General features: G+C 49.4%; 12 protein-coding genes. All 12 read left to right on the top strand.

What is annotated here, in order from left to right; translation table 11 throughout:
* The first annotated feature begins 72 nt into the window (after positions 1–72).
* Entirely contained in the window at positions 73–1,743 is a 1,671-nt protein-coding gene (locus J2T14_RS01135; RefSeq protein WP_307466969.1) for a sensor histidine kinase, read from the top strand.
* Entirely contained in the window at positions 1,730–2,905 is a 1,176-nt protein-coding gene (locus tag J2T14_RS01130; protein WP_307466966.1) for a response regulator, read from the top strand. Before J2T14_RS01135 ends, J2T14_RS01130 begins: the two co-directional genes overlap by 14 nt.
* A 119-nt stretch (positions 2,906–3,024) precedes the next feature.
* Positions 3,025–4,347, top strand: coding sequence for an ABC transporter substrate-binding protein (locus J2T14_RS01125; RefSeq protein WP_307466961.1), 1,323 nt, complete (start codon positions 3,025–3,027; stop codon positions 4,345–4,347).
* A gap of 56 nt (positions 4,348–4,403) precedes the next feature.
* Positions 4,404–5,288, top strand: a complete 885-nt coding sequence (locus J2T14_RS01120) for a carbohydrate ABC transporter permease (RefSeq protein ID WP_307466957.1) — start codon at positions 4,404–4,406, stop codon at positions 5,286–5,288.
* Between the two features lie 20 nt (positions 5,289–5,308).
* Positions 5,309–6,181, top strand: coding sequence for a carbohydrate ABC transporter permease (locus J2T14_RS01115; protein ID WP_307466954.1), 873 nt, complete (start codon positions 5,309–5,311; stop codon positions 6,179–6,181).
* A 155-nt stretch (positions 6,182–6,336) separates the two neighbouring features.
* On the top strand, positions 6,337–6,759 hold the full coding sequence (locus J2T14_RS01110) for a DUF1801 domain-containing protein (protein WP_307466951.1): 423 nt from the start codon (positions 6,337–6,339) through the stop codon (positions 6,757–6,759).
* A 314-nt stretch (positions 6,760–7,073) separates the two neighbouring features.
* Positions 7,074–7,295, top strand: a complete 222-nt coding sequence (locus J2T14_RS01105) for a histone acetyltransferase (RefSeq protein ID WP_307466946.1) — start codon at positions 7,074–7,076, stop codon at positions 7,293–7,295.
* Positions 7,258–7,578 carry a GNAT family N-acetyltransferase gene (locus J2T14_RS01100; RefSeq protein WP_307466945.1) on the top strand — a complete coding sequence of 107 codons (321 nt, stop codon included), beginning with the start codon at positions 7,258–7,260 and terminating at the stop codon, positions 7,576–7,578. Before J2T14_RS01105 ends, J2T14_RS01100 begins: the two co-directional genes overlap by 38 nt.
* A gap of 314 nt (positions 7,579–7,892) precedes the next feature.
* Positions 7,893–9,668, top strand: coding sequence for a sensor histidine kinase (locus tag J2T14_RS01095; protein ID WP_307466943.1), 1,776 nt, complete (start codon positions 7,893–7,895; stop codon positions 9,666–9,668).
* Positions 9,665–11,206: a response regulator transcription factor gene (locus J2T14_RS01090; RefSeq protein WP_307466941.1), complete on the top strand. Its 1,542-nt coding sequence runs from the start codon at positions 9,665–9,667 to the stop codon at positions 11,204–11,206. Before J2T14_RS01095 ends, J2T14_RS01090 begins: the two co-directional genes overlap by 4 nt.
* A 295-nt stretch (positions 11,207–11,501) precedes the next feature.
* Positions 11,502–12,470 carry an ABC transporter permease gene (locus J2T14_RS01085; protein WP_373458088.1) on the top strand — a complete coding sequence of 323 codons (969 nt, stop codon included), beginning with the start codon at positions 11,502–11,504 and terminating at the stop codon, positions 12,468–12,470.
* A gap of 12 nt (positions 12,471–12,482) precedes the next feature.
* Positions 12,483–13,367: a carbohydrate ABC transporter permease gene (locus tag J2T14_RS01080; RefSeq protein ID WP_307466938.1), complete on the top strand. Its 885-nt coding sequence runs from the start codon at positions 12,483–12,485 to the stop codon at positions 13,365–13,367.
* Positions 13,368–13,406: the final 39 nt, after the last annotated feature.

Here is a 13,406-nt window from a genome sequence, read left to right as displayed (position 1 = left end):
GATTTGTCCGATATAATTAGAATGATAATCGAAACAAGCCAGCATGAAAGGCATCGGTGAACCACTTTGTTGATGAGCTCCAGCATTCAGCGCAAGATGACGCTGCTCATATTTATGTGTACGCTTATTCCGCTCCTCGCCCATAGCATTCTTTCGTACTCGAAGTCGGCCAATATCGTAAACGTTCAGCTTCAGGATTACAATCGATACGCAATGAAGCAGCTCGTAACCGTTACCGATATGCACTTGAAGGAAATGGACGCGTTGTCGAGAGATATACAAGGCTACTTGCTCGCCCCGGGCAAGAAGATTAATACGAAACCGAAATCCTATCATGAATATTTGGAGCTGAACAGCTTCATTGATTTCCTGTCCTTTCACGTCTCGCCGATCGTGGAAGGGTTATTCGTCATTACGCCAGAAGGCGAAATCATAGGCAGCCGCAACGTGAATTCGGCCTCGTTGCTCGCTGCCGATTGGTGGCTTAATACCCAAAGCCGGCAGGATTGGCAATGGACCGGGTTTCATTCAGGAAGCTATTACAGCTCTCCGAAACCATACGAACCGCTAATTAGCTTAGTTGTCCCGCTTCAACTGCAAGCCGCCGTTCCCGTGGGCAGCCGGATACTCGTCGACGTGAACGCGAAGGCGATGACAAGTTTATTCCGGTCGTTCGAGGTGGATACGAAGTCGTATTTGGAAATCCGCGATTGGAGAGGGCAGCTGGTTTACGAGTCGCAAGAGAAGCCGCCATTCTCCGATAACGATTATGTGTTCTCGGAAACGCTCGAATTGAATAATTGGACGATTACGGCAAGACTGCCGCAAAGCGAGATTAACAAATCGTCCGGCGTTATTCGCAATTACGGCTATTTAATCGGACTTCTCTCCTTGATCGCTGCCCTCATTATGGCTAGGGTATTGTCGGGCAATTTCACCGGGCGGATCGTTTCGCTCCATAGGTCGATGCTGGAGTTCAGCCGAGGGAAGCTCGATGCCGCGGTCGATGTGAAGGGCAAGGACGAGCTGTCCAGGCTTGGGGCGCGCTTCAACTTCATGACCGAGCAAATTCGAACCTTGATCGCGAATATTACGCGGACGGAGAAGCTTAAGAATGAAGCCGAGCTAAGGGCGCTTCATTATCAGATCAATCCGCATCTCATCATCAATACACTCAATGCGATTCAGTGGCGGGCAAGAATGGCGGGACGGAGCGATATTGACCGCATGATTTATCATCTCGCCGCCTTGTTATCCGAGAATCTGGATATTAGCCATGAACTCGTTCCTCTCGAGGAGGAGCTGGAGACGATCGGTCATTATATCAAAATCCAGTATTACCGCTACGGCGATTCGTTCACGTATTCCGAGGACATCGAGCCGGGTCTGGAGAGGGCTTGGATTCCGCGAATGACGCTGCAGCCGTTGTACGAAAATATTTTTTACCATGCCTTCGACGACGGTACGGGATCGATAGCGCTTGAGGCGTACCGCGACCGCCACCAGATCGTGCTGAGCGTATATGACGACGGCAAGGGCATTGAGTCGCCAAGCGATGTGATCAAGCCTTCGCCTCCGCGCAAAGGTCGAGGAGGACTCGGCATGTATAATGTCGACCAGAAGATTAAGCTGCATTTCGGCGAGCAATATGGCATTCGAATCTTGCCGAACGCCGAACGCGGAACGATCATCGAGATCAGATGGCCATACCAGGAAGGGGAGAAACGCCGTGACGAAGATTAGAAAGGTCATTATCGCCGACGACGAGCGGCTCGTTCGCGTCGGTCTTATGCATACGGTGGATTGGGAACGATGGAACATGGAGGTTGTCGGCAATGCGCCGAACGGGGAGATGGCATGGGAGCTATACGAGCAGCTTCGTCCCGATCTCGTCATTACCGACATCGTTATGCCCCGGATGGATGGCATACAGCTAGCCGCGAAGATCAAAGCAGCCAATCCCGAAGCGAAAATATTGTTTCTTAGCTGCCATTCGGATTTCGCCTACGCTCAGCAAGGGATGGAACTTGGCGCATCCGGTTATTTGTTGAAAACGGCGATGGATTCGGAGACCGTGGATCGATATTTAATGAAGATCACCGAAGAATGGAATCGGACAAGCACGCCAAGCGTGGACGATACGAACGCGATGTACCGAACCTGGTATACCGAAGGCCGGAACAGCGAGCAGCTGAACCAAACCATTGGGCAGCATCTCGATCGGTTATCTGCTGAAGGCGTTATTTTGTTCGGACTGTTCGGCTTGCACGAGGAATCGCAGCAACTGCTGCTTCAGAAGCTTGAAGAGTATGGCGGTACGGATCATGCCTGCGACATTACGCCCATTTTTCATCTCCATGCGGAAGGGGCGCCGTTTGTTATCATTGCACCCTCGAGCGATGCGGAACGGCTTACGCCGCTGCTGCTCGATTGCTCGAATGCGAACAAAGCCGTTATTTGGAAGAAAACGGATAGGCTGATGTCAAGCTCCGATTTCATGGAAGAGATTAGCCGGATGATGAAGACGGCCGAGCTGGAGCGACAATACGAGTATCGAACGGACGCCGTATCCGCACCGATCATGAAGGCGGTTATCTATATCGACGAGCATCTGGACGAGCCTATCGTCTCTTCGCAGCTGGCGGAGAGCATCGGCCTTAGCCGCAGCCACTTCAGTACATTGTTCAAGAAGGAGCTGGGCGTCAGTTTCCTGGAATTTCTTCACCGCAGACGTTTGAGCAAAGCGTCCGAACTGCTCGTGCAGACGGATTGGCGCATCAATCTGATCGGCGAGAAGGTTGGCATGGAGGACAATAAACATTTCAGCAAATGGTTCAAAGGTTACACCGGCATGACGCCATCCGAGTTCCGCGAGAACAAAAGGGCGACAAAATCCAACAAATAGCTACCTTGCGGCATCCTCCGAACAAATTAACGACGATGGCCTAACCGATTTCCGTTTTGCGCCCGGCTTTCAACCGATATGCTGATCATGCACACATTAAAAGGAGGGTATACAGAAGTATGAAACAGAGATGGAAATCGTCCTTATTTCTGCTGATGGCCGTTATTTTGCTGCTGAGCGCTTGCTCCTCCGGCAGCAGTAACAACAACGGCGGAAGCGGGGAAAGCAAAGATGAGAAGGTTAAGCTGGTTGTATGGATTTGGGATTCGGCGCAAATCGGGCTTGATCTCAACATGGATGCTTTCAAAGCGGAAAATCCGAACATCGAAATCGAATATCAATTGATGGGTCAAACGGACCTTTATCAAAAATACTTGATCGCGGCGAACACTGGAGACAAAGTGCCTGATATTATCGCGGTTGAATCAAGCAACCTGGCCCAAATGGTCAACATCGATTCCTTGTACGACCTGAGCGACAAAGTGGCGCCGTACAAAGACAAGATCGTTCCGTTCAAATGGGAAGACGCGACAAAAGACGGTAAAGTGTATGCAATGCCTTGGGACAGCGGTCCCGTCGTTATGTACTACCGCAAAGACATTTTCGAAGCAGCCGGATTGCCATCGGACCCTGAAGCGGTTGCCGATCGCATCAAGACGTTCGAGGATTACAAGGAAGTCGGCAACATCATCAAAGAGAAAACGGGCAACTCGATGTTCCAGGACTCGAAGACGCGTTCGAACAACCGTTTCTTCGAAACGATGATGTGGCAGCGCGGCCTTTGGTACTTTGACAAAGACGGCAACGTATCTTTGGATGACCCTAAAGTCGTCGAAACGGCTGAATTCTACGCAAGCATGGTGAAAGACGGTATCGTGAACGACGCCGAAGCCTTCTCGGAAAGCTGGCTGAACGCGTTCGCGGACGGCAAAGTGGCGACGATCGTAGGCGCCGCTTGGTACGAAGGCTTGCTTGAAAATATGATCGATCCGGATAGCGCCGGCAAATGGGGCGTTGCTCCGATGCCGAAATGGTCGGTTGAGGACCCTTACGCAAGCGCGAACGACGGCGGCTCGAACCTTGCGATCAACGCGAACTCGAAGCATCCGGAGGAAGCTTGGAAGTTCATCGAGTTCATGCTCGGCAATGAAGAGTCGCAAGTGAAAATGATGAAGGACGCGGGTTCCTTGCCATCGCTGACGACGACTTACGAGGACGCTGTGTTCTCAGAGCCGGTCGAATACTTTGGGGGTCAGCCGGTAAGAAAAGTGTATACGCAAGCGCTCGAGCAAATCGCGCCGCAATCGTATACGGTTGACTTCCCCGTTGCGAATCAATTGACGAAAAATGCTTTTGCGGAAATATTTCTGAACAACGCATCGGTTGCCGATACGCTCAAGAAGACGGCGGACGAGCTCCGCTCCCGCACAAGCCGTAAATAGCAAATCAAACGCAAGGGCCCTCGCCGGGCCCTTGATTTATGGAGGATGAGGCAATAATGGCTTCCAAATGGTGGAGATGGCAGCAGAAATCCGCGCCTTACTTGTTTATATCGCCATTTTTTATCCTGTTTTCAGTGTTCCTGTTTTATCCGTTTCTGTACTCCTTCTACCTAAGCTTGGTGGAGTGGAACGGAGGGAAGACCAAAACCTACGTCGGCTTGGACAACTTCTCGCGCGTCCTGCACGATGAGGTGTTCTGGCTCTCGATCGGCAATGGACTAATCATTATGGTTATGTACGTTCCGCTTTTGCTGCTGCTGGCAACGCTCGTTGCTGTGCTGCTTAATTCGAATGGGGTGAAGGGGAAGGGATTCTTCCGGATGTCGCTGTTCACCCCGAACATTATGGCGGTCGTTGCCGTCGCTTTCGTGTTTTCGATTATGCTTAACGGCGACAATGGCCTCATCAACGTTATTTTGAAACAATTGGGGCTTATCGACGCGTCGATCCTGTGGTTGGATTCGCCTTTTTGGGCACGGGTATCGGTTGCCGCAATGGTGTTCTACCGCTGGCTGGGGTATAACATGATTCTCATCTTGGCGGGTTTGCAAAACATACCGAAGGATATTTATGAATCGGCTTACGTCGACGGCGCAACTCCATTCCAAGTATTGATTCGGATCACGCTGCCGCTGCTTAAGAAGATTCTCGTATTTTGCGTTATTTTATCCACGCTCGGTTCGTTCGGCTTATTCACGGAACCTCTCGTATTGACCAAGGGCGGACCGCTTAATTCGACGACGACGCCAGTACTGCTCATTTATCAAGAAAGCTTCACGAACTTGAACTTCGGATACGCGTCCGCGATCGCGATTATGTTCTTCTTCCTGATGATGATTTTCACGTTCATTCAAATGCGCGTAACGAGAGATAACGATTAAGACTTCTGGAGGGGATTCCCTTGTCTTCCGCAACGATAACTGCGACAACATCGCCCAAGAAATCGCCGAAACCTCGCGATTTGTTCAACAAAGGGCTTGCTTACTTATTTCTGATCGTCTTGACGTTCGCTTCTTTGTTCCCTTTGCTATGGATGATCAGTTCCTCGCTCAAGGAGCGGAGGGACGTCTTCCTGAATCCGCCGATGTGGATTCCGACCGATCCGCAATGGGACAACTTCACGCAGCTGTTCACAGAGCGGGCGTTCGATACGGTTCTCTACAACAGCTTCTTTATCGCTATCCTGCATACCGCGCTAGCTTTGTTTTTCTGTACGCTGGCCGGATATGCGTTTGCGAAATATACGTTCAAGTTTCAAAGCATTTTGTTCGGCATCGTGCTTGCTTCCATGATGGTCCCGTCGGAGACGACGATTATACCGATGTTCGAAATCTATCGCGCTTTCGGTTTAATCGACAATCCGTGGGGCGTTATCGTAGCCAATGTGGCCAGCGCGTTCGGTATCTTCTTCATGCGTCAATACAGTGCAGGCATTCATACGGAAATGCTAGAAGCTTCCCGTATCGACGGCTGCTCGGAGTTTAGGATTTTCACCTCGATCGTGCTGCCTAACCTTAGACCGGCGCTCGCCAGTCTTGGCATCATCACGTTCGTCAACCAATGGAACAATTTCCTATGGCCGCTAATCGTCCTGCGTTCGCCTGGCGAACAAACGATTTCACTTGCCATCCGGACGCTGGAGTCCGGCGCGAGAACGCCATACGAGCTTATTATGGCGGGCTCGGTCATCAGCATCATCCCGCTGTTGATCATTGTCCTCTTATTCCAGAAACAACTGATCGGCGGCTTGATGGACGGCGCAGTGAAAGGTTAAGCTAAATAGTAAGGAAGGCGGCGATCATTCGCCGCCTTTTTTTGTGCTTACGCATAAACTTGGAAGAAGGCATAAGACGATGCTATCGTATGGACATCTGTTTCGAACAATTAGATAATGATTGTAACCGCACAATTCTAAGGGGTGAATGGTAGATGTACGAACAAAAAACGAAAGAAACCGACAGCAGCGTCATCGAGTTTATTGAAAATGTAGAAAACGCGAAGAAACGTGAAGATGCTTACCGCTTGCTCGATATTTTTGAGGAAACGACTGGTTATGAAGCGAAGATGTGGGGGCCAAGCATCATTGGATTCGGGACCTATCATTATAAATATGAATCGGGCCACGAAGGTGATGCGCCGCTCACGGGTTTTTCTCCCCGAAAAGCGAAAATCAGCTTGTATTTCGCAACGGGACACGATAGACGAGAGGATTTACTAAGCCAATTGGGAAAACATACGGCGGGAAAAGCGTGCGTGTACGTTAATAAAGTTGCAGATATCGATGTTGAAGTGCTGAAAGCGTTGATCAAACAATCTGTAGACTTTCTTAAAGAAACCTATCCAGAAGCATGAGGAGTACAGTCGTTAGTTAGCTGATAAGAATGCTATGTTGGATTTCTGCAGGATAGAACGCCTCTTGAAGGCCCAACTAGCAGCTATAATGGATTTTTGCAGTAACTTTCCCCTACTGCTCGGTCATGACGGGGAGTCTATCGTTATCGACCCTAAAGGCGTAATCGACGACCCTGTGTTCGAAATTTCCCGGTTTCAAAAATCAACCGTATCGTATCCGTCATGGAGAGAGAATTAGATATTCCATACGTCATCTTAAGGCAATGCCTATATGGCGGAGGCAATTATGGAAACAGGAAGTTGGAGGGACAGAAATGGTTGCGATAAGAGCAATTACCCCTAATGATGCGGTATCATATTGGGATTTACGGTTGAACGCCCTAAAAAACAACCCGGAAGCTTTTTCAGCAAATTATGAGGATTCTGCCAATCTGACTCTGGATTCAGTAAGGACTCGGATTCAAGTTACAGAAGATCATTTTATTTTAGGTGCATTTCATGAAGATGTTATTGTCGGTATGGATCGGTTTTGTTAGAGAACATAAAAAGAAATTAAATCATAAAGGAACCATATGGGGCACCTATGTTGCACAGGAGTTTAGAGGACAGGGGATAGGGCGTAAATTGTTGGAAGAAACCTTGCTTCGAGCCTCTAAGCTAGATGGTCTGTCCCAAGTAAATCTCGGTGTAATTACGAATAATGCAGCAGCAAAAAGTCTTTATGAATCGTGCGGATTTAGGTCGTATGGGGTAGAAAAGAACGCGATGAAATATGATGGAAAATACCTCGATGAAAATCTAATGACCTATCATTTTTGAATTTATAAATATGATATTGCGCATTCGAACGGCACGGGCACGGCATTGAAAGAAGGGCAGGGACTTTACGGTCTCTGCCCTTTTTTTGTCACTGGCGAAAATCCGTAAAACGATTCGTAGAAATCGAATCGATATACATGCGGTATCTCCATCCTTATGATTTAGTCTTTCTTCCGGAATAGGACTATTGCTGCCAAAAGGATTGGCGGGCAACGGGAATAAGCGTTTGTTTATTCTGCTGATCGTTGTGATACGAAAATGGATTCATGAATATAAGAATATGATTGGACTTGTTAGAAAAGGGGACTGCCTTCATGTGGATCAGCTGGCGGAAGAAGGTTAGTTTCAAAAGCAAGCTGCTGATCGGGATTTCAGCCATCATTTTCTTTACGGTAAACTTGACCGGACTCATCTCCTATCAAACCCACCTTCGGTTGTTTGAGAAGGAAGTAACGGGACAGTACATTAAGGCCAGCGAGCAGGCCATGATGCAGCTGGAGCTTCGAATTCAGGAGATGTACCGTATTTCGAACTACATTGTGTTTAATCCGACGATTGAGAAAAGGATTACGAGACTGTCCGCCCTCAGTGAGGAGCTGTCGTTCGCGGATCGCCACTTTGAGCAGGAGCAAATCGCGGAACAGCTCCGGCAGGTCAAGTTTGATGCTCCGCAGCTGCTCTCGCTTTATTTATACGATTTAACCGGTACGAACTATTATTACAGTCTTATGAAAGAAACGGTCGAGCCGCTCAGCCAAACCGCCTTTAATGATGTGTACGGCGCCTTGGCTTCTTCCAAAGGGGATTTGGTATGGATGCGGAGATCTATCCCCAGTCAAATAGAGAAAAGCGGATACCGGGACGTCATTATCGCGTCGCGCTGGATGAAGGCCGGCCAAGGCGGGAACTACGGAATGCTCGTCATGGTCATAGATGAACAGTTCTTGACCCGTTCGTTCCGGGAAATCGGAAGCGGTGACGATGGACGCGTCTATCTATACGATCAGCAGGCCAAGCTCCTATATACCGATGGGCCCGAGGAGGATTCCAAGGGACTCGAGCGGTTTTTAACCGGCGCGAATAGCAGCAAGATTAAAGATCAGGGAGATACTACCTATTTTTATGCATCCGTCTATTCGAAAGAAATATTGTTTACGTTGATCAGCCGGGTTTCGCTGTCGCATATTTTTCGGGAAAGCCAATTGATTTTAAATACCAGCTTATGGCTAGGGCTCCTCAGTATTGGCTTAAGCAGCCTGCTCATTGTTTTATTGAGCGGCCGTTTGCTGTCGCCTCTTAAGGAACTGGTACGGGCGATGCACATGATGAGGGAAGGGAAATTCGAAATTCGGATCCGGTCCCGCACAAACGATGAGCTTGGTTTTTTGGGAGAAAGCTTTAACGCCATGGCATCCAGCGTCCAAGACATGATTCAAAAGGTATACGTGAGCCAGATCAGCGAAAGGGAAGCGGAGCTGAAGGCGCTGCAGGCGCAGTTAAACCCTCATTTTCTGTATAACACCTTGAACGGACTCTATTGGAAGCTGTACTTACAGAACGATCCGGATTCCGCCAATCTGGTGTTTTCATTGTCGAAGCTGCTCAAGTATTCCTTGGAACGGGTTAAAAAAAGAACAACGCTTCGCGAGGAACTGGAGCAGGTTGAAAACTATTTGCGTATACAAGCGGCCTTTCTGGAAAATAGTTTCGATGCCCGCATTCGCGCGGATGAGGATGTATACGACTGTGAAATTCAACGTCTGCTGCTTCAACCGCTAGTGGAGAATGCGTTCGTCCATGCCTTCAAGGAGCTGACTTCATCCAAGGTGCTGGAGATTCGGGCTTACCGGATCGACGAGTTTTTGAAAATCGAAATTGAGGATAACGGCTGCGGCATGAGCAAGGAGCAGGTAGAAGGAATTTGCGCTCCCGACTTTACAGGGGAACGGGATTCTCTTGGCGTACAAAGCGTCTTGCGCCGCATTAATTTGGTATACGGGCTTCCATATCGGTTGGAGATTGCAAGCAGCCCCGATCAAGGAACAACGGTGCATTTATATTTGCCCCTGAGAGGTGATGAATCGCAATGAACGGAAAACTGCTGCTTGTAGAGGATCAAGCGTTATTCAGAAAAGGGCTCCGCAAGATGATTGAGGATCATTCCTTAGGCTGGACGGTGGTTGGAGAGGCTGAGAACGGACATGAGGCGCTTGAGCTGATTGAAGCGTTACGGCCGAACCTGGTGCTGACGGATATTCGAATGCCGGGAATGGAAGGCATTGAGCTGGCGGAGCACATTTATAACAGGCATGCGGGAACAAGCGTTATCATTTTGACCGGATATGATGACTTTAAATATGCGCAGATGGCCATCCGCTTCGGTGTCATCGATTTTCTGCTGAAGCCCTGCAATGACCGAACGCTGATGGAGGTACTGCATAAAGCCCATGAGCGTCTGGAGTCCGATTTGCGTCAAAGGGAGGAGCGGGAAGCGGATCTTCGCATGAAAGAGGAGGCGCTGCTGCGGGCGCTGCTTCTCCGGCTTCCCGGTACTCGGGGGGAGGAGCATCGGATGAGGCCTTGGGTGATCGGGAAAAGGCTGGTGTTAATCGCAGTGAAGGATTATTTTCCCGTGAATAAGCATTATGGGCCGAGCGATTTGGGTCTGCTGCAATTCGCCTTGTTCAATATATTGACGGAGCTGATGCAGCGGCATCAACTATCCGGACAGTTCATTGCCCTCGAATTCGACCGGTTTTGTTTCATTGTAGAGGATGGCAAGAAGGCGAATACGCTCGGCCGTTTCATGAAGGATGCGGTGCAAGCCTATCTCGGCATCGTTCTAACGGTAAGCTTGACCCCTCCGGTAACAAGCTTGAACGATCCGCCTTCACTGTATGAATCGTTCATTTTGAAAGAACCCTCGGCCACGAAACGCAAAGGTTCGGAACCTGCATTTTTGTCCGGCGGGACAGCCAGCAGGCATCGCGTGAAGGAGCTTCAAATGCAGCTTACAGGAAGCATACTTCTCGGGCAGCCGGATAAGCTGGATGACCAAATAAGCAAGCTTGTTTCTAGAATAGGCGAGCTTCCGCCCGAGGATGCCAAGATGGAGGCACTGGCTCTAGCCTTTGCATTGAATAGCTTAGCGAAGCAACAGCTGGGGCAGAACGCTGAGACACCGGGCTTTGCCGAGCAGATCGAGCTGCTGCAGAGCTTGCAATCGGAGCATGACGCAGCAGAGTGGGCCCGGGTCGAAGCGGGGAAATTCGTTGCGGGATTCGAAGGATGGAGGCTTCGCAACAACGAGAGCATCATTAACCGTTCTCTCGATTACCTTGACAAGCATTACATGGAATCCTGCACATTAACGGAAATGGCCGAGATGTTTAAAGTCAGCCAGACGTATTACAGTAAATTGTTCAAGAAGGTGACCGGCGACAATTACAGCGCTTATTTAACCAATATTCGCATGCAAAAGGCCGTGCTGCTGCTGATGAATACGGATATGAAGGTGTCCTCCGTCGCAGCCTCCGTCGGCTACGATGACCCGAATTATTTTACGAACGTGTTCCGCCTGCTTCACAAGATGTCGCCAAGCGACTTCCGCAAGAAGTTTAAGAGCTAGTTTTTCTTTAAATTCAAATGAACGGCCCAGATCCGAACTCCATGAACATGCAGCTAACGGTCCGGGCGTGCAACAGCCGTTTTCGCTTGTGCCGTTTCGAGGGTGCCCTTGAAGCGGCATTGTTGTTGTTTAGGAAATTATGCGGTGATTTTGTTCCTGCTAGAGGACGTCGGCAGTCGTCTGCGTCCCGCAGCGGGCAGTTCAAAAAATTACAGGTTTTAATCCTGTAATTCAAGGCAGCGCTTACAAAATGCCGTTAATATTAACTCATAAAGGGTTACAAGCAGATGAGGTGATGAAGGTGGCTGTTCGATCAAGCCTGAAGGATACGGGGCCCCAGGCCCGGACGAACCATCGTCTGAAAGCAAGCACGGTCCGATTGATGAAGCAAAACATTCCGCTCATGATTATGTTTTTGCCGGGACTGCTGTTTTATATCATTTTCAAGTATGCGCCGATGGGCGGCATTATTATTGCCTTCAAGGACTTTAATCTGCGGGACGGCATATTCGGAAGCCCCTGGGTCGGGATGGACAATTTCGTTCAGCTGTTCAATCAGGCGCAGTCTCTCCAAATTATCCGCAATTCGTTCTTGATCAGTATCCTTGGTCTTGTTGTCGGTTTTCCGATGCCGATTATTTTGGCCATTATGCTAAACGAGGTTCGCAAAATGTGGTTTAAACGCGTCGTGCAGACACTTGTTTATTTACCGCATTTCCTATCCTGGGTTATCGTCGGAGGAATCGTCCTGTCGCTGTTCGCCCTAGAGTCGGGAACGATCAACCGCTGGCTGGAAGGCATTCTCGCGGAGCCCTATCCTTTCATGTATGAAAAAGTCTCATGGCTGTTCATTTATTTGGGATCGGGCGTATGGAAGGAAATGGGCTTTGCGGCGATCATCTACTTAGCTGCCTTGTCGGCAATCGACCCTCACTTATACGAAGCGGGCAGCATTGACGGCGCTAATAAATGGCAGCAAATACGGCATATCACGATTCCCGGCATCAGCACGACCATCATCCTGTTATTAATCTTGTCCGTCGGCAAAGTGATGGATGTCGGCTTCGACCAGATATACAATTTGCAAAACGCCGTCGTTTCCGACATCGCGAATGTCATCAGCCTCTATATTTATCAAATCGGGATTCTTCGAGGACAATACAGCCTGACGGCGGCGATGGGCATATTTGAAAATCTCGTCGGCCTCGTTCTCATCTTGCTGGCGAACTATATCGCCCGTAAATTCAATCAAGGCTTATGGTAAGGAGGAGTACGGATGAAAGCGACCTTCGGAGAAAAGCTGTTTTACGGCGTCAATTATATCGTCCTGCTCTTGCTCGGACTAAGCTGCCTGCTGCCTTTGGTGCATATTCTCGCCTTATCGATGAGCGATGCGCATGCGATCATGTCCGGGAGAGTGTCATTACGGCCTGTAGGCTTCACGATGGAGTCCTTCCAATCCCTGTTTCAAGGAACGCGGATTATAGATTCGCTCAAAAACAGCATTACGATTACGGTCGTAGGAACAACGCTGGCGATGGTCGTCACGATCCTAACCGCTTACCCGCTGGCCAGGAAATATTTTATCGGGAGACGTATTTTCATGCTGGCCTTCCTGTTCACGATGATGTTCGGCGGGGGGACGATCCCTAATTATCTGATTATGAAGTCGCTGGGGATCATCAACACCTATTGGGCGCTCTGGCTCCCGGCCTTAGTAAATACGTATAATCTCCTAATTCTGCGGACGTTCTTCATCGGGATCCCCGAAGAAATCGAGGATGCGGCCCGAATTGACGGCTGCGGCGAGTGGAGGCTGCTCGGCTCCATCATTCTTCCGCTATCTCTTCCCGTTCTGGCTACGTTAACGCTGTTTAACGCGGTCGGATTCTGGAACTCGTTCCTGGCCGTTCTGATCTATATCAACGATACGCATCTATACAACCTGACGGTTCTCGTGCAAAACATGATTCAGAGCCAATCCGTGCTCCAGGAGGTCGTCGCCTCCCAAATGATGCAAGCCGACGACACCTCTCAGATTACTCCGGAAGGGATCAAAGCCGCCGGCATTATCACCTTAATGGCGCCGATGGTAATCGTTTACCCTTTCGTTCAAAAATATTTTGTGAAAGGCGCATTGCTGGGCTCGGTAAAGGGGTAAAGCTTGCAAAATATACTTTGAGCTGGGGGGCTGCGAATG

Origin of the sequence: Paenibacillus harenae, assembly GCF_030812415.1 — a bacterium.
In the GTDB taxonomy this organism is placed as follows: Bacteria; Bacillota; Bacilli; order Paenibacillales; family Paenibacillaceae; genus Pristimantibacillus; species Pristimantibacillus harenae_A.
Note: the sequence above shows the minus strand (reverse complement) of the source record. Positions and strands in the feature narration are given on the sequence as shown.